We start from the raw sequence: 18,693 nt of genomic DNA, 5'->3' as shown, positions 1-18,693 counted from the left end.
TGCTGATTTATTCTGATGTTTTATGGAGACGCAAACAACAAAGAAATTCCAGCCACCATCGGTATATTATACTCATTTAATATTGTATGTATGTGGGTTTGGTCTTGCATTGGGGCTGTTGGTTTTTGATATATTTATTGATGAAGAGGTTCTTCTTACTCACATAAGGGAAAGCGAAATATCAGGTCATGCAGGCCAAATGCGGGATGCCATTATTGTAAAACTTATTGCTCATTATTTAGGTAAGCCGGGATTAATGGCAATACCCATAACTGCATTACTGGGTTTTAGTATTGCATTGTATTACAAGGTTTATGAGTTGGTTCGTTATTATCGTAAAAACAGGTTGTATGTTAACGGTTTAGTAAATAACCTTGATGATGATAATCCCCCACCGAATTTTTTCAAGCACGTTTACCTCTCTTTAACACTTAAGAGAGAAGAGAAATCGCCTAAGATGAAGCTAAATAAAAAAGATGTTGAAAAACTCAAACACGATAAGTTATATAGAAGACTTTATGGGGAGAGAGGAAACCGAGACTCAGGTTCAAGAACAAATATTTATGTCAAAACAATGGGCGTAAAACCAATTTTGAAAAATGAGAATATTGTTGAATAAAATTGATGTTAAAAGCACCTTTTGGGATAATACTTTTTTATTGGGAAAGATAATCCTGATTTTAACTATTAACGCTAATGTTTTACTTGGTGTAAGAATCTTGCCACTGTATAAGAAGGCCAATGGTAAAGTTGTCAGGATAAGCGATTCCGGGCAGCGTAGAGGAGGGTTTCATGGGGGAGCTACAACTTATTCGAGGTGTATGGAGTTAGAAGTTAATACACTTAGAAAAAGACTTATACACACAAAATATCAAAATGCTTATAGCTTCGAAATTAACGATATGGTAAGTGTTTGGTATTATAAGTCGAGGTCAGATAATCATATTGCCCTGGCAAAAAGAGGAGACGAAATTTTGATAAAACATAATAGCATTTTGGCCAATATTGTTTTTGTTTTAATGGTGGGTAGTTTTATGGTTGTTTTGTTGGAGTTTATTGTAAAAAAGGTTTTGCCAAAGCTGTTGTGATAAGGATTATTGTAATAGGCAGTTTGATTTTTAGCAGCGGCATCTAAAATATTGATAAACTTAAACATCATCCCCAATGAAACACACGAATAATTTTAACCACTGGTGGATTGATTTCTTAGCAACAGTTGTCTTACTGTTGTTTATTTTTATTTTTGACTATGAGCAGATAATTGAACTTAGGTTAACACCTGGTAGAACGCCTCAGGGTTCTGGTATCTCAGGTATATTGCGTTCAATTGATTTGCTCGGAGGAAAATTTCTTGTTTATGGCATTTTGTGGCTAGTTGCAATTCTTTTCTTTTCAAAGGGTTTGCGTAAGTTTTTAAGAGAATGGGGAGAGGATGAACCACAATCCGACGAAACAATTTCTATTTCTCAGCTTTCCAACGCTTATCAAACACTTTGTGATGTAATGTTAGCTAAAGGTTACGATGATGCCTATGATGATTTTATAGGTTTAATTGCGGAAAGAGGTACAACGATTTGGGCGTCAAAAGTAGCTGATAAACTTAATCGATTAAAAAACAGTAATCCTGATGCATATAAAACAATAGAAAAATGGGCTAAGCTATTTGAGGAGTTTGATTAGAGTGGGAACTCCCTGCTCGGCGTATACCCGCAAGATAGTAGTCATGGAGAGATAATAGAGTCCAATAAGTTTTTTGACCAAAAGCCAACCTACATTCATAACAAACTCGTAGATGAACAATTTGTTGAAAGGTCGGAAGATTATTTATGGATTTCTGCACTGAATTATTTGGAGATAGCAACAGAATCTGTAAAATTGGAGCGGATTTAGGGTAAAAGAGGCACGAGTTGCAAACTCGCGCCAACGGGGTACTAGTTTGAGTAGTTCCCCTACTCGGCGTATACTTGCTATACGCGCATTTTAACCGGCAGTTTTACGCTTGGCTCTGCCGCTTTGCTTGCAAAGAAACTTCGCCGAGCTGGGGGAATATTTTGATTATTTGATCGTATAAAGACGTTAACTCTCCGTTAGCGCGAATTTGTAATTCGTGCTATTACTACAACGCTGCAATGTAATGCTGTTAGCGCGAGTTTGCAACTCGTGCTTTACTTTCAATCATAGAGTCACAAATAATTCTACACAAATTCTTATCTTGTATAATCAAAACCTTAATTCTATGTCTGACAAATACAAGATTTTCGACAACAGCAAAGCCTATTTTTTAACGTTAACAGTAGTTGGCTGGATTGATGTTTTTACTCGTAAAAATCATAAACAAACACTTTTTAATTCGCTGCGATACTGCCAGAAAGAAAAAGGCCTAGAGATATATGCTTACTGTTTAATGCCAAGTCATCTACATATTATAGCCAAAGCGGTATCAAAGCGGCATTCATTATCAGATATTTTGCGTGATTTTAAAAAGTTTACGTCAAAAGCTATTGTTCATGCAATAATTAATGAGCCTGAAAGTCGGCGTGAATGGATGCTCTCTTACTTTAAAAAAGCCGCCGAGAACCTTAAAAACGTAAAAGATTATAAATTCTGGCAACATGGCAACCATGCCGAAATAATAGAATCCAATAAGTTTTTTGACCAAAAGCTAAACTACATTCATAACAATCCCGTAGATGAACAAATTGTTGAAAGGCCAGAAGATTATTTATGGAGTTCTGCACGGAATTATGCAGGGCTTAGTAATTATTTGGAGATTGTAAAAGAATCGATAAAATTGGAGCGGATTTAGGGAGAAAGGGGCACGAGTTACAAACTCGCGCCAACGGCGAAGTTTTTAACTTCGTCGAATCTTAACCGGCAGTTTGTCGCTCGGCTCTGCCGCTTGGTTTACCAAGAACTGCCACCTGTTAATTAAGAATTATAAAATTCATTATCTTAACATTAAAATTCTTATTAATGTCAACAGGTTATCAAATTAAGGAACAAGATGGATTGCACTACCTTACTTTCCAAGTCGTAAATGGGGCAGATATATTTTCGCGTTCAGTTTATCGTGATATAGTTTTGGATAGTTTTCGTTATGCAATGGAGAATAAAGGTTTTCAGTTGTTTGCTTACGTCATAATGTCAAACCATGTGCATTTAATTGCCAATAGCAGCATAGGTGATTTAAGTGGCACAATTAGAGATATAAAGAAATTTACAAGTAAAAGGATTATAGACACTATAAATTCAATGCCAGAGAGCAGGAGAGAATGGTTGTTAAGTGTTTTTAGCAAAGCCGCGTCACAACATAAGCGTAATAGTTCCTATCAGGTTTGGACTCATGAGAATCATGCAGTACTGTTATACTCAAACGATTTTATAGCTGAGAAAATCGAGTATATCCATAACAATCCAGTCCGAGCGCAAATAGTTCAACATGCCGAAGACTATTTATATTCAAGTGCCCGTAATTATGCTGGTTTAAGCAATTATTTAAAGGTTGATGTTTTAACTTTGCCGGCAATAATAGTTAAATAGGTGTAGTCTGGAAACTACAGGGGTTGAAACGACGAAGTTGCAAACTTCGCCGAGCGGGGGAATTGAATATAATGGATGGCTAATTCGTCAACAAAACTAAAAATTAAAGAGATTAAGTAAAATGAAAAGTATCCTGCTGACCTGTGTGATAATACTGATTGTATTTAAAATAAGTGCGAATGATACGATTGTTTATCAAAGAGAAGGACTGTTTGAACCAGCACTTGTCGAGAACACCTTTTTTTATCACTCTTTAAGACCTCCAATGAGGCCATACTCTCATGTTGTAAGAAAAATAGGCACTGAGAGTAATCTAATTCCGTATAGACATGTTGCAGGCAGCCCCAATGACCCTAATCTTGCGTTCAATTGGCACATTACAACCAACACCGTTTATTCATACGATGTCATGACTAGGTCCCACATTGACCGTCGAATGGGGTTAACTGTTCGCATCGTTTACCGTGAGTTTGAGAGTAGGGATTCTGTTAAAGTTAGCCATGAACCCCCACAAAGGATAATTGAGAGCAAGGTAAATGTTATGCCTGTTACAGTATATTTTTCTGAAATCAGGGATGCTTTTAAAGGGCATCATGAAAATATTGAGAATGCCATTAATAAATTCTATGATTACCTCAATTTCGATATCTATTTTGATGGTTCTGACTCCTTCTTAAACTTCTATATGCGCGATAAAGATGCGTTTTATATTTGGGAAGCCCCTTTGCCGGAAGGACGTTCGTGGGATACTGATTGGCATCTAAAGCGAGCCTACGCCTCCCCCCATTACGACCCTGAGTTTATCCCCCGCACCCATAACCAGTTTTACGACAGCACCAAAACCCACCACAACGCCATCACCGACACCCTCTTCTTCGATGGACATTTCAAGGTGCTGGAGCAGGGTGGAGAAAAATATATCGTCAACCGTGAGCATGCCATCATCTACCACATGGGCGAAAAAGAGATTACTCCCATTGGGCGGGTCTTGGTAACAGAGGATTACCCCAAGATACAAGGCAAGCCTCTCTTTATCGAAGACCGCGACCATAACCGCCTGATTTTCTTTGCCCCAATAAAATGGGCAGATACTGATTTACCCAAACCTAATACTTTCTATATGAAAGAGGAGGAAATGCGGGAATACTTTAAATATGTGATGGATTGATAGCTTTTTTCTTAATTACTGCGAAAGTAGTAATACATGGCCGGCCACAACTATGTAAGCAGCACCGAACGGTATAGAATGGACACCCTGGAGGATTTACAGAAAGAACTGGAGAAATATCATCCACTAAAATAAAAACAAACAAAGTTACCCTTTTTGGTAACTTTTGCTATCTTTGTAAAGTATGAGAATTATAAAAGAGTCAACATTAACCGAGTATTGCAAGCAATGCAAGTATCAACAGGTTGAAGAGTCGATAAAAGCTTGGATTTACGAGGTTAGGTTTTCAACGTGGAACAATGCAAATGAACTAAAATCAAAATACGGCAATGCCAGTATTATTAGTTCAAAACGAGTAGTGTTCAACATAAAAGGCAATGATTACCGTCTGATTGTTGACATTGAATATAAGTTGAAAATAGTTTTTGTTGTTTGGTTCGGAACTCATAAAGAATACGACAAAATAGACGTAAAAACAGTAAGTTATGAAAACTAAAATATTAAAGACAGAGCAAGAGTACAACGAAGCTTGTGAAGGCATTTACACTTTGATTAACAGCAATGAAAATGTGATAGAACCCGACAGTCCGGAAGGTGAAGAAATGGAGCTTTTGTCTTTACTTGTTGAAAAATACGAGCAAGAACATTATCCGGTAGCAGCACCAAATCCGGTTGAAGCCATCAAGTTTAGAATGGAACAGATGAATTTAAAACAGGCTGATGTAGCACCATTGTTCGGAGGAAAAACCAGGGTGTCGGAAGTTTTGCATGGAAAACGCCCATTGACCTTAAAAATGATAACCCTGTTGAACAGATACTTAGGTATACCATTAGAATCTTTAGTTTATGGAAATAAAGAAGTAAAACTAGAACCTGAAAAAAGAGAAAAACTTTTGAAGATAGAATCTATTAAAGAATATATCTCAGGTTCAACAGCTGCAATGATTTAAAACCCCCTCCGCTCGGCTCTGCCGCTTTGCTTGCAAAGAAAATTTGCCAAGCGGGGTTGAATAATTATAAAAGTATCGATATATTTGGGAAGGATATAGGGTTAAAGAGATGCGAGTTGCAGTGCATTTATGCTGCTTTTTTAGTTTACAAAATCCTCCTTTTTCTGCAGGTATAGAATAAAAGACGGATTCCTCGAGAGACCTTGTCAAATTAGCGCGAATAGAAAAAATATTTTTTACTAAACTTACACCTAAATTTTAACCATGATGAAGAAACTAATTGTAGTTTTTTGCATTGCAAGCATTTTGGGCTCTTGCAATAAGGAGAATGATATTCCTTTGAGAAAAGATGCATGGAGTGTTATTTCTGTTAAATCGGATTATAACCTCAAAAAGATTAACATGATAAGTGAGAAAGTGGGTTTTATTTCTGCATATGTTGATCATAATATTGAGGACGGCGATAAAATTGTTTTTAATTTTCCAGGATCATTTCCCAGTGATCCCAAATATTTAAATTTAGATGGAACAGATTACCTACAAGGTAAATGGGAGGTTGTTAATCGTTTGCCAACTAAGCCGTACATATTTAAAACTGTTGATGGTGGAATGAACTGGCAACCTTTGAATTTGCCATTTACCAATCTTTATGATTTTTCCTTTATTAATGAGGAAATTGGGTTTACTCTCTCAGAAGATGGAATTTATAGGACTTTAGATGGAGGATTAAGCTGGAAGAAAGTAGCTTCAAATAAAGTTATATATGATAACCAACTAAGGATGCGTGCATTTCAAAATATGAAGTTTGTTAATCATAATGAGGGGTTTCTGTACAATAATCATTTTATGAGTAGTATTAAGATATTGGCTTATTTTAATATTGAGAATATGCAATGGAGAATGATAAGTAGTACTATTGATAAAGAAAACACGGTTCAATTAGACAATTTGTTGAAAAAAATATCATTCACCTCTTCAACGTATGATTCGGGTTATATTTTAACGCGAGATCACGTGTATAAAACAACGGATAAGGGCATAAGTTGGAATTCCATAAAAGGCACATACCTTCTTCATGATATTGATATGGTTAATGATTTGGTGGGATTTGTATCTTCTCCTGACGCCTTGTTCAAAACTAGCGATGGAGGAGAATCATGGTCTAGATATAATTATCAAATAAATCCACCTTTACTAAATTTTAAAGCTCTCAGCGATCAGATCATTATTGGTACAAATCATTTGAACATTTATAAGTCTGTTGATGGTGGTTTAACATTTGAAATAATGAAAAAGCCACAAGGCGTAGTGAGGGATATTTGTATTCCGTCTCCGAACATTGGTTTTGCCATAGGTGACAGAGGAGAGATTCTTAAGTATCAAAAATAACTGACTATTAACATGGGTTACATTATTTGGTCAGAACTAAGCGTAGTTTTTAACTACGCTTTTAATACATTATAGTTTCTAACTGCCTTCTTTTGTGCGGATTTAACTACGTCTCCCGAGAAATCGGGATGCAAGCAGAGCATGGTGTTAACTCGAGCTTTGCTTTAAATCATATATCCAAAAATGATTATTATACATATTCTTGTTTTGTAGAATGTAGAAGCTTATCCACAACGGTCCTTTATTATGCAATCAAGATTGCAGATAAAGGAAATCGTTCTCGCTAGGGATTGGTCGTCAATTTTTAATCGCGACACAGATATTGATCTGGCTTTTCTTCAAAGACTATACGAGTTCATCTGACACATTTATCTGTTGGAGGACTTTATCTTTGTTCTCAATAATAAAATTCTGTTGGCTCTAACCTTTTTAAGATCGAGCTTTTGGGTTTGTTTCATTTTTAAAGCAATTCTCTTGCTTAATTGCATCATACAAGTCCGGTGAGGGATTTATTCTTGTTCGTGATGTTTTTTATCTATATTCGTAAAGTGTTTCAGGAAGAACATTTCTGCATGAATTCTTTTTCAATAGATTATGGATTTTAATTTTAATTAATTTGTAGTTATGGATTTTAAAAGAGATAACTCTCAATGTTTTGTTGTCATGAGTTTTTTCCACTATCCCTTAAGAAACCGATTTTGGGGCATGATGCAGATGAATTTTATGAAATCACGACTTGAAAATGTTAAGCATTTGAGTTTTTTTAAGTTATTAGGCACCGGGGGCGGATTTGGTTTTAGTATAAAACCTGATTTTACTACTTATGCAATGTTAACTGTGTGGGATGATATGGATGCTGCTAAAAATTTTGAAAGTTCATCTGAAATCATGAATGATTTCAGATTTCGTACCAAAGAGATTTATACAATATTTATGATTCCAGTTCAATCAAGGGGCAGTTGGTCTGGGGTCAATCCATTTCATCCATCTGAAATGGAAATAAGAGATAAACCTTTGGTGGTCATTACTCGAGCTTCAATTCGTCTCAAACGATTATTGAAATTCTGGTTGCATGTTTCCTCTGTCACCAAATCTCAAAAAAAATCAATGGGTTTGCTTTTCACTAAAGGCATAGGAGAACTTCCTCTTATTGAACAAGCCACTATTTCAATTTGGAAATCGCTAGGGGATATGCAGAAATTTGCATACCACAAATCAGGTGCTCATGCGAAAGTCGTAGAAATGGCTCATCAATTCAAAGTTTTCAGAGAAGATCTTTTTGCCCGGTTTCTTATTCTTGAAACCAAAGGTTGCTGGCGAGGAACCGATCCTGTTTCTCAATATTCTTACCAAACAATGGCTTCCTTGCCATGATTTTGAAGCCATTCGTTGGTTTTGGAGAAGTGTTTACATCCCAAAAAACCATTGTATGCCGAAAAAGGAGAAGGATGGGCTGCTTTTAATATTAAATGTTTTGATGAATCTATTAATGAAGCTTTGTTTTGCGCATATCTACCCCAAAGCAAGAAAACAACATTTTGGCATTCGTTAGAGACGGCTTTTATGGCTGCATCGGTAAATTGTTCCCACCCTTTACCCTGATGCGAGCCTGCTGTGCTTGCACGCACAGTAAGTGTTGCGTTAAGAAGTAGTATGCCTTGCTTGGCCCATCGGGTAAGGTCGCCCGAATGGGGTGGGGGAGTACCAATATCCTCTTGAATCTCTTTAAAAATATTTTTAAGTGATGGAGGTTGTCTCACACCATCCGGTACGGAGAAACATAGTCCATGTGCCTGACCTGCTCCATGGTAAGGGTCTTGACCCAGAAGAACTACTTTAATCTTTCCAAGTGGAGTATGGTTAAACGCATTAAATATTAAATTGCCCGGAGGGAAAATGGTTTGGCTCTGTTTCTCTTCTAGTAGAAACTTTTTAAGTTCAAGAAAATACGGAGCATCAAATTCTTTGCTAAGAGCATTCTTCCAGCTCTCTTCAATTACTGGTTCCAGATTCGGCATGATTCACAATAAATTGTAAAAAGGGCATAAATATAAAAGAGGCTACCAAACGATTTTGGCAACCTCTTTTAACCTTAACCCTAACCCACTACAAAGATACATCGGTTTTAGAAATTTGCAAATAAAAAACGGTGATTTTTTTTTATTTTTTTTGTGAATGCTTACTTGGCAAATAGCCAAATAGTGCTTTAAACTGTCTGCTAAAATATCTTGCATCGGAAAAACCTACTTTTATGGCGGCTTCTGAAACGTTGTATCCTTGAGTTAGCAAATGAGCAGCGATTTTCAGTTTCAACTGCCTCACAAATTCTACCGGACTGAGTCCGGTTAATCCTTTTACTTTGTTATAGAATACAGTACGACTCACACAAAGGGTGTCAGCCAGCTCCTCTATGGTAAATTCTTCCGAATGATTTTCTTCTACATATGATATGAGCTTTTGCAAAAACTCTTCATCCTTTGAATTTACCTTCAGCGTGGATGGATCAATGGTTTTGTTATCTCTGAATTTGGCAAATATATTCTTTCTTTGTTCAATGAGGTTCTTTGCCACTGCTTTGAGGTAATCTGAGTTAAAGGGCTTGGTTATATAAACATCAGCTCCCTTTTCTACTCCTGCAATCTGGTCGTTTACTCCCGATTTTGATGTTAACAGGATGATGGGAATGTGACTTGTTGCAAAATTCTCTTTAATCTTTTCAGTCATTTCCATGCCATCCATAACCGGCATCATCACATCTGAAATAATAAGATCCGGGTTTTGACTATTCAAAAGATCGAGAGCCTCTTGTCCGTTCGATGCCAGGCAGCTTACAAAATCAGGACTTAGCGATTGACTGATATACTCTCCTATTTCATGATTGTCTTCAACAATCATGACAAGCGGCCTGTCTCCATTTCTGACTTTTAAAATATCGGGTTCACTGCTGGAACTGATAATTTCTTCGTGAGGAGATGGTTTGATGATTGTTTCAACCGTTTTCTCTTCTCCTCCGGCCATAATTACCTTTTCATCATTAACAAAATGCTCTTTACCTTTTCTGAGTTTAAGAGTAAAGCTACTTCCCGCACCGGGTTCCGATTCCACTGTTATTTCTCCATGATGAAGACGTGTTAACTCATTGGAAAGTGACAATCCAATTCCTGTTCCGGCAAGTTCTTTTCCACTTAAAATGGTATATCTTTCAAAAATCTGTGGCAGCTCCTCTTTCGCTATTCCTCGTCCCTCATCGGATATTTTGATATGAAAGAATTCGGATTCTTCGTTGTTATTCAGCTCTATTTTAACATGTTTTGATGCACCAGTAAACTTCAGAGCATTTGAAATGATGTTATAAATGATCATATCCAGCTTTGTAGGGTCTGCCCAAATAAAGTAGGATTTTGTTGATGTATTGAACTCATAAACGAGATTCTTATGATTTGCAAGAGGTTCAAAACTCTCGTAAATATTTCTGGTAAATTCGACAATGTCGAATTCGCTGATTTTTAGCCCCATCTTGTTGTTTTGGACTTTTCTGAAGTCCAAAAGCTGATTTGTCAGGTGGAGCATACGTTTGCCATTTCGCCTGATTATTTCCAGTTTTGGTTTATCGCTGTTGTCCAAAACCGGTTTTTTTATAAGATCCTCAATAGGCCCTATGATCAAGGTGAGTGGTGTACGTATTTCATGAGAAATGTTAGTGAAAAACCTGAGTTTCATTTCGTTCACCCGCTTTTCAATTTTCAGGTCGTTTCTATACCTGTTTATTTTGGCGATGGTAGAAAATATAACCATAAACAACATCACCAGTAGTCCCGAATAAAGCATAAATGCCCAGCGGGTTTTGTACCAGGGCGGAAGAATGGTAATATGTAAATTGCGTTCATTGTCAATCCATTCACCAGATCGGTTGGTTGCTCTTACTCTGAAAATGTAATCCCCTGGCGATAAGTTGGTATATGTCGCCTGGGGAACCTGGTTTACAACGTTCCAGTCGTCATCAAAGTTATCTAGCTTATAGGCATACTGTGTTTTATCAGGGTCCAGAAAATCAAGTACAGAAAATTCAAAACTAAAGCTTGATTGAAAATGTCTCAAAACTATCTCCTTGGTAAAAGAGATGCTCTTTTGCAGTGGTGAGCCTTCTCCAATTGGCACATCTTTGTTGAAAAGCTGAAAATTGGTTAGTTCAACCTGTCTGTTCCATTGCGGAATAACTATTTTGTCGGGAGATATGACTTCCAAACCAATAAAGCCTCCGAAAAGAAGCCTTCCATCACGGGTTCTATATGAGGTGTTTTCCGAGAATATGTTAAAGTTTAAACCATTATTTGTGTTGAATACCTCGAATGAGTTATTCGTGGTGTTGAGTCTGCTCAGACCGTTTTCGGTACTGAACCATAAAAAACCCTGGTTATCTTCCTGGATACTGTAAACTACATTGTTGCTAAGTCCATGAGATTGATTAAAAACTTCGAATATGGCTTGTTTTTCATTTAAATCTGTTAGTCTGTTTATCCCCCCGCCAAAAGTTGCAGCCCAAATGTTATTTCCGGAATCTTCATATAAATGAATAACATCATTGAGGCTGATGCTTCCGGGGTATTGGCCGGTGAAAAATGACCTGATTTCTATATTGTTTTCATGGATTTGAGATATATTCTCAATAAGATTAAGCCCATATCCTGTGGCAATCCATATCCTTCCGTTTGAGTCTGCAAGAATATTTCTTACCAGGTTGCTTGATAGACGACTGTTCTCTTCAGTAATTCTTGTAAATGAATATGTTCCGTCACTGTTTTTGTAGGATATGTTCACTCCATTTCCGTATGTACCAAGCCAGATGTTCCCATTTTTGTCTTTTGTCATACTGTATATGTTGACATGACTCAACGTTGTTGAGTCATTGTCTTCGGGGATGTAATTATCAAAAGTAATATTTGAAAGATTTGAATAGTCAGAAAGTGGCTGTCGGCTGATTAGTATTCCTTTCCCTTTTGAACCCAGCCATAAATGGCCATCATTATCCAAAACAATACAATAAACATTAAAGCCTGATATGATTCCTTGGGGTGTGGCGAATCTGGTAAATTCATGGATCTGTGTGCCATTCTCGAATACATGTAATCTTCCAGCTTTTGTTGCTATCCAGATTCTGTTTTGCAGATCTTCGAAAACCGCTCTTACGATGTTTTTTGAGATGTGTCGAGGGGCAGGAGCAGGAAGAATGTGGTCAAGGGCAGGATTTCTTAATATCACTTTTTCTACTCCTCCGTGAAACTGCCCGGTTCCAATCCAGAGTTGTCCTGAATGATCTTCCGCAATGCTCAATACCACGTTTGACGAAATCGAATTCGGATCAGATGGATCATTCCTGAAATGTACAAATACATGATTGTCACGATCATAAAGATTTAAAGCTCCTTCATGTGTGCCCACCCAAAGGTTATCGTTGCTGTCTTCAAAGAAAATATGTCGTTCTTCATCTGGAACTACTTCACTGCCCGGATCAAGAAACTGATGCCTTTTTGTTTGATTTGTAGAAGGGTTAAATCCTGTTAATCCAAATTCTTCAGTTGCAATCCAGATCATTCCGAATCTGTCCTCATATATTTTGTTCACATGAGAACCATTTAACGCGATGGTTTGCCATTGGTTTGTCTGAACTGATTTAATCTGCAATCCATTCTGGTCAAAACCTGCAATAATCTGGCTCCCTCTGGTAATGTGCAAGAGGGTTATGTGATTTGATTGCAGCGTGGAGGTATTCTCTGTATTGACGAAGGTGTAGAGTTGCATGGGTTTTTGAAACTTCAATATTCCCGCATCAGCTGTCCCAAACCATAATTCTGTTGCAGTTTCTATATGGGATGTGAAGGAATGTGTTATAAACAGATGCTGGAACATGAGTGATCCACTTTCAATGCTCTGTTGTTCTATTAGTGTAAGTCCTTTTTGTGTGCCAATCCAGATGTTCTCTTCGGCATCTTTTGTTATAAATGACACTCTGTTGTTTGATATTGCATTTGCCCCGCGTGATGTGTAATGGGTAATATCGTACCTATGTTGATCCTCATTGTACTTTAAACGGATGACTCCTCTTGTATAAAGCCCTAACCAAATATCACCTTCTGAATATTGGAGGAAACTGGAAAAGATGGTATGTCCTTCTTCCAATTCCGTCAGGAAACTGGATAAAGATCGGAATTGCTCCGATACCGGATCAAAATAATGATAATGACCATCATGGGTTTCAAACCAGATAAAACCTTTAGCATCTTCCCAAATATTAATTATCCTGTTGTGTGTGAAGTTAATCTGTCCGTTTTCTTCAGAATAAAAAACTCTGAACTTATTCCCATCATAACGATTTAATCCGTTGTTGGTTCCAATCCATAAATAACCACGGGAATCACAAAGCACGCTTGATGCCGTGTTTTGCGAAAGGCCTCTTGATGTGTTAAAATGCTCAAACCTTAATATCTCCGTGGCATAACCAGAGCTTGGGAAACTTGAAAGTATTAAGGTAGCAAATAATATTATGTATTGTTTTAGGATGATGCCTCTTTTTTCGTACTTCATAGTCTCCTTAACTTATTCAGGGTTGTATATTATAAAGAAAGATATGCTTGTAATAAGAAATTTACAAACAATATTAATGATTTCAAAATATATGTCTATAGCAGATAATCGCCCAAATATATTTAAAATGTAGAAATTTCATGTGTTGAAATGTGAATTTTTGCCTTTAGTGTATGGCCTGATTCTATTAGGTAGATACAATGTTTTTGTAAAAATGACCTTTTCTGATTCAATTAGTGGGATGAATTGTTGTTTTAAAGCAATATTGGATAGATATGTTGCTTGTTAGAGACTTGATTCTATTTGTAACAATTTATTACACTTTTTCGGGTAATTTGTCCATCTGTATAATAATGCCTTTGGAGTATATTGCAATCATTATTTGAGAGTAACGAAATGGGTTTTGATGTTAGTTTTTATATAGGTTAGGTGTGATGTGGTAAAAGCCGGGTGACGGGAACTGATCCCGGCTTTACTTCTTATCTTAAGATTGTTTTTGTGATGAATCGTTCTTTAATTATTGTTTTGTTTGTCGTGGCAATTTCGTTAGCTGCATGCAACAAAAATGAGGTTGTTACCATTCATCTTGCAGGTGATTCCACTGTTGCCGATAAGCCTTATAGGCATGGAAATCCTGAAAAGGGATGGGGACAAGTCTTTCCTCTCTATTTTGAACCAGGAGTTTTTGTTCAAAATCATGGTGTAAATGGAAGAAGTACTAAAAGTTTCATAGACGAGGGGCGCTGGAGTACATTGCTTGAGAGTTTGAAACCCGGAGATTATGTGTTCATTCAATTTGGACATAATGATTCCAAAGAAGATGATTCTACACGTTATGCTGCGCCGTTTTCTGATTATAGGAATAATTTGATTAAAATGGTGGATGATGTAGTTGAAAAAGGAGGAACTCCTGTACTTTTAACTTCAATAGTTCGGCGCAGGTTTAATGATGACGGAGTGTTTTATGACACACATGGAGATTACCCGGCTGTTGTCCGATCAGTTGCCCAAGAAAAAGAGGTCTTGTTGTTTGATTTGCATAAATTAAGCAAGAGATATATTAAAACATTAGGCTCGGAACTGTCAAAAAAAATATTTTTGCATATAAACAAAATAGAATACCCGGATTTGACAGATCATATACTTGATGATACACATTTATCAGCAATTGGAGCTTTTCGAATTTCAGATATGGTTGTGGCAGAAATCCGGAGCCAAATTCCTGAATTGGCAAATAAGATAAAGAACTGACAATAGATTCAGTTTTTAAGAATAAATATAGTTGAATTTATAATATTAAAAATTCGGACAATGAAAAATTTGACGTTAATCATTATTAGTGTAATTCTAACCGGGCTAACTTTTGGTTGTGGTGGTAGTAATAGCCAAACTGCTCAGGATGAAACTAAATGGTCAGTGAAAATGGCCGAAGCTGTAATGGCTCGTAACGATACGCTGTTGAAAATGGATCATCCGCGTATTCGTTGGCAGTACGATGTCTCTTTTGTTGGCCAGGCAATAGATAAACTTGGAGATATTGATCCAAAGTATTCTCAATACATGGAGGATTGGATCAACTATTTTGTACAGGAAGATGGTACGGTATTACATTACAGAATTTCCGAGTATAATGTAGATCGTATAAATCCGGCTAAAAACATCATCACTTTATATAAGCGGACAGGAGAACAAAAATACCGTATAGCGATTGAGAAGCATGTTCGTCAGATGGAGACACACCCTAAGTCGCCATCGGGAGGATTTTGGCATAAAAAGATTTATCCAAACCAGATTTGGCTTGATGGTCTTTATATGGTTGGGCCTTTTCTGGCTCAATATGCCCGGGAATTTAATGCACCCGAGTGGTTTGATGTGGTGACAAGCGAAATAAAGCTGGCGTATCAACTTACCTTAGATGAGGAAACTGGTTTGCTTTATCATGCCATTGATGAGAGTCGGGAAGAGAGATGGTCTGATCCTGAAACCGGATTATCACCTCATTTTTGGGGGCGTGCCATGGGATGGTATATGATGGCGATTGTAGATGTTCTTGATTTTATGCCTCGCAATCATTCGGACAGAGATGCGTTAATTGAAATTCTTCAGAATCTATCTGAAGCAGTCATGAATGTTCGTGATCCAGAAACAGGTCTGTGGTTCCAGGTGCTTGATCACGGTGGAGTAGAAGGAAACTATATTGAAGGTTCAGTATCAGCGATGTTTACTTATGTTTTTGCCAAGGGAGCCAAAAATGGCTATTTAGATAAAAGATATCTGGATGTTGCGAACGAATCATTTGATGCTATTCTGGAGCACTTGATCATTGTGGATGAAGATGGACATATTACCATGACAGGTATTGTTGGTGCCACAGGTTTGGGAGGAAATCCATACAGAGATGGCTCTTTCGAGTATTATGTCAATGAAAAGGTAGTTCCTAACGATCCTAAGGGTGTTGCTCCTTTTATAATAGCTGCACTAGAGTTGGACAGATAGAAACCTGAAAATATTTAGTTGCTGTTTTTCTGTTATTGCACTTTCCGAAAATGCTCACCATATTCGGAAGGTGCTTTATTTTTAGATTGATACTTCTTTTTCTGGTTTAAAGGTTTGAATGACGAACATGACCAGTAAGGATAGCAGTAGTCCGGGAACTACTGCATCTAACTCATAAGGCAGTTTAATTCCCGAAATTTGAATAATGACCAGGGTACTACTGCCTGTTATCATGGCTGCAATGGCTGCAATTGGTGATGGCTTTTTATAAATAATAAAACCAAGAACCGGTGCAACAAGACCGCACACCATAAATGCATAGGAAAGCAGCATCAAATCAAGAACAGAAGGAATGTAAAGAGCTACTGAAATGGCTGCTATACCAATAACCAGAGTCATCCACTGAGCGACTTTCAATGCATTTTTCGATTTTTTATAATTAAACAAATCTCTGCTGATGTTCCCTGATGCTGCCATCAGGCAACTGTCAGCAGTTGATAGGATGGCCGAAAAGTAGGCAGCCATTATTAATCCTAATGCACCAATTGGTAAAACATGTTTCAGCATCAGAGGCATGGCCGATTCGTTATCGGCCATGGCCATTTCTGCTTCAGGAATAATACCTGCACTAAAAGCTGCTTTGGCCAGCATTCCCAGGAAAACTCCAAGAAATGCCATAAATGGATATTCAAACACACCTGCAATATACCATGCCCTTTTTGCTTCTTTGGCAGATTTTGCTGCAAATATCCGTTGATATAGGGTCATTCCGATAAACCAAATTGGAATAATGGAAAATGCCCAGTTGATGATGGTGGTGAATTTTACATTTGTAAGTTGTAGCATTTCTGTAGTTAGGAAAACTTTGGCTGCTTCCCAGCCTCCAAGGCTGTGAAGTGCAAAAGGAACTCCCACCAGAGATAATCCCGAAAGCAGTATTATCCATTGTGCGGTATCTGTGTAAATAACAGCCTTTATCCCCCCAAGAGCAGTATACACTACTGCAATGGCTCCCATTATAATGACAGCCTCGGTCATATCTACTGCGACAAAAGTAGCTGATGTTAATTTTGCTCCGGCCAAAACCTGGCTGGCTGTAAAACCCATATATCCTATGGCAGAAATCACAGCTGCTGCCAATGCAACTGTCTTTCCGTAATTGTATTTAAGTATTTCCGGAAATGTTTGTAACCCGTTTTTAACTCCGGTTTTGTGTACTTTGGGAATAAGAATAACAGCGGTTAACCATGCGCCAATTAAACCTGTAAACAGAATCCACGAACCTGAGAGTCCCATCACAAAGCCCAATCCGCCCAATCCAATGGAAAAACCTCCGCCTACATCTGTCGCTACAACGGATAATCCCAAATGCCACCTGGTCATTTTTCGGCTGCCCACAAAATAATCCTCAGTGTTGTTGTTTTTTTTGTGAAACCAGAATCCAATAAAGAGCATTATCGTGAAGTAAAGGACGATAATTATCAGGTCAATAATATGCATGGTAAGAATGCGATGTTATGTGTTTTTAAATTGAAAAGAGATTTTAGTACTTAACAACTTCGTTTTACCCCTCCAAACCTCCCCCAAGTGGGAGGCTTAAAGTCCCCTTTAGGGGATTTAGGGGTGAATTATTAGTTTTGAAATTACTATTTGAAAGATACACATACTCAAAATCTAATTTTGAGGGAGTCTCTTTCTAATCATACCGTCTATCTACTTTTATACCAGATGTTCATACTCTCAATTTTTCCCGATATTTGGGTGTTGTTATGCAGTGTACCGGAGTATTTGTATCCCAGATTGTAAAAAGTTTTATTCATTGAAAGTGAGTGTAACCTGGCAATGGTATAGAAGGTTTTAAAGCCGTCTTTTACCAACTCTTCTTCCATGAATTTTAAGAGATGAACTGCCAGTCGTTTTCCCCGGTGTGCCGGAATAACAGCAAAATCGGTCATCTCTGCGTTTTTTTTGGTATTGTTGCATTCTGCTGAACTGATGGCAATCAGTTCATTGTTAAAGAATGCACCAAAATACCTGGTGTCATCCTCTTTCATTGTTTTAACGAGGTAGTCAGGGTCGTAAATAGGGAATGGATAGGTCTCAAATACCTCTTTAAATACAGGAACCATGTTTGTGGCATCTGCTTCTTTCAGTGGTTTTAGCGTGTATTCATCATCCATCGGAATCTCTTTTGTGTTGGCCGGTTTCAGCAACAGTTGCTGAAATGCTTCCAAAGCTTCAGATTCCGGTTTCGCTCGCTCTTTTGTTTTGTATTTCATCATGAAGAGCGCGTCTTCGCTTCCATTGTAAAAGCCCGGAATTAAAGCTTCCATAATGTATCCGGCATTTAAAAATGCCGGCCCGTAAGTGGCCGGTATTTTTGCAAAGAGTTTGGTGTAGCCGTTTTCATCAGCCATGTTCTCAATGATGCTGATGATTTTTGGAAAATCATCATGATGCAAATCCATCAAGTAAACACGACTGCTATCGCTACAGTGTGATATAATTGATTTAATGTTTCTCATATTGACGAAGTATAATTATCTAATGTGAACAGTGAATTTCAGT

16 protein-coding genes are annotated in these 18,693 nt (G+C 37.5%); 12 read left to right on the top strand and 4 right to left on the bottom strand.

Annotated elements, in window-relative coordinates; translation table 11 throughout:
• The first annotated feature begins 22 nt into the window (after positions 1–22).
• The 10 genes from EV194_RS07255 to EV194_RS07205 all read left to right on the top strand — a co-directional run bounded on the left by EV194_RS07255 (position 23) and on the right by EV194_RS07205 (position 8,421).
• Positions 23–619 carry a hypothetical protein gene (locus EV194_RS07255; protein ID WP_132433374.1) on the top strand — a complete coding sequence of 199 codons (597 nt, stop codon included), beginning with the start codon at positions 23–25 and terminating at the stop codon, positions 617–619.
• Positions 600–1,088, top strand: coding sequence for a hypothetical protein (locus EV194_RS07250; RefSeq protein WP_132433373.1), 489 nt, complete (start codon positions 600–602; stop codon positions 1,086–1,088). Before EV194_RS07255 ends, EV194_RS07250 begins: the two co-directional genes overlap by 20 nt.
• Positions 1,089–1,164: 76 nt before the next feature.
• A complete protein-coding gene (locus EV194_RS07245) occupies positions 1,165–1,680 on the top strand; it encodes a hypothetical protein (protein ID WP_132433372.1) in 516 nt (171 codons plus the stop codon).
• A 556-nt stretch (positions 1,681–2,236) separates the two neighbouring features.
• The gene (locus tag EV194_RS07240) at positions 2,237–2,806 is read left to right on the top strand and encodes an REP-associated tyrosine transposase (RefSeq protein ID WP_132433371.1); all 570 of its coding nucleotides are present in this window, start codon (positions 2,237–2,239) and stop codon (positions 2,804–2,806) included.
• 167 nt (positions 2,807–2,973) lie between these two features.
• Positions 2,974–3,540 carry an REP-associated tyrosine transposase gene (locus EV194_RS07235; RefSeq protein ID WP_132433370.1) on the top strand — a complete coding sequence of 189 codons (567 nt, stop codon included), beginning with the start codon at positions 2,974–2,976 and terminating at the stop codon, positions 3,538–3,540.
• A 121-nt stretch (positions 3,541–3,661) separates the two neighbouring features.
• A complete protein-coding gene (locus EV194_RS07230; RefSeq protein ID WP_132433369.1) occupies positions 3,662–4,708 on the top strand; it encodes a hypothetical protein in 1,047 nt (348 codons plus the stop codon).
• Positions 4,709–4,892: 184 nt separating this feature from the next.
• Positions 4,893–5,204, top strand: a complete 312-nt coding sequence (locus EV194_RS07220; protein WP_132433368.1) for a type II toxin-antitoxin system HigB family toxin — start codon at positions 4,893–4,895, stop codon at positions 5,202–5,204.
• Positions 5,194–5,658, top strand: a complete 465-nt coding sequence (locus tag EV194_RS07215) for a helix-turn-helix domain-containing protein (RefSeq protein ID WP_207915935.1) — start codon at positions 5,194–5,196, stop codon at positions 5,656–5,658. Before EV194_RS07220 ends, EV194_RS07215 begins: the two co-directional genes overlap by 11 nt.
• 264 nt (positions 5,659–5,922) lie before the next feature.
• Entirely contained in the window at positions 5,923–7,047 is a 1,125-nt protein-coding gene (locus tag EV194_RS07210; RefSeq protein ID WP_132433367.1) for a YCF48-related protein, read from the top strand.
• A gap of 624 nt (positions 7,048–7,671) precedes the next feature.
• A complete protein-coding gene (locus EV194_RS07205; RefSeq protein WP_132433366.1) occupies positions 7,672–8,421 on the top strand; it encodes a spheroidene monooxygenase in 750 nt (249 codons plus the stop codon).
• On the opposite strand, the gene ung is transcribed toward EV194_RS07205, so the two are convergent.
• Both ung and EV194_RS07195 read right to left on the bottom strand, forming a co-directional pair.
• Entirely contained in the window at positions 8,394–9,065 is a 672-nt protein-coding gene (ung, locus tag EV194_RS07200) for a uracil-DNA glycosylase (RefSeq protein ID WP_132433365.1), read from the bottom strand. The two genes, EV194_RS07205 and ung, sit on opposite strands and share 28 nt — an antisense overlap.
• A 142-nt stretch (positions 9,066–9,207) precedes the next feature.
• Positions 9,208–13,629, bottom strand: coding sequence for a hybrid sensor histidine kinase/response regulator transcription factor (locus EV194_RS07195; protein ID WP_132433364.1), 4,422 nt, complete (start codon positions 13,627–13,629; stop codon positions 9,208–9,210).
• 501 nt (positions 13,630–14,130) lie between these two features.
• Between EV194_RS07195 and EV194_RS07190 the strand changes: the two genes are divergently transcribed.
• On the top strand, positions 14,131–14,880 hold the full coding sequence (locus EV194_RS07190; RefSeq protein WP_132433363.1) for a rhamnogalacturonan acetylesterase: 750 nt from the start codon (positions 14,131–14,133) through the stop codon (positions 14,878–14,880).
• Between the two features lie 60 nt (positions 14,881–14,940).
• Positions 14,941–16,125 carry a glycoside hydrolase family 88/105 protein gene (locus tag EV194_RS07185; protein ID WP_132433362.1) on the top strand — a complete coding sequence of 395 codons (1,185 nt, stop codon included), beginning with the start codon at positions 14,941–14,943 and terminating at the stop codon, positions 16,123–16,125.
• 81 nt (positions 16,126–16,206) lie between these two features.
• Here the strand turns inward: EV194_RS07185 and EV194_RS07180 are convergent, their stop codons facing one another.
• A complete protein-coding gene (locus tag EV194_RS07180) occupies positions 16,207–17,580 on the bottom strand; it encodes a sodium:solute symporter family protein (protein WP_243699356.1) in 1,374 nt (457 codons plus the stop codon).
• A 254-nt stretch (positions 17,581–17,834) separates the two neighbouring features.
• The gene (gene ablB, locus EV194_RS07175) at positions 17,835–18,650 is read right to left on the bottom strand and encodes a putative beta-lysine N-acetyltransferase (RefSeq protein WP_132433360.1); all 816 of its coding nucleotides are present in this window, start codon (positions 18,648–18,650) and stop codon (positions 17,835–17,837) included.
• Positions 18,651–18,693: the final 43 nt, after the last annotated feature.

It is taken from the genome of Natronoflexus pectinivorans (genome assembly GCF_004345615.1).
Lineage (GTDB): Bacteria > Bacteroidota > Bacteroidia > Bacteroidales > Marinilabiliaceae > Natronoflexus > Natronoflexus pectinivorans.
This window is presented reverse-complemented; position numbering and strand designations above follow the sequence as displayed.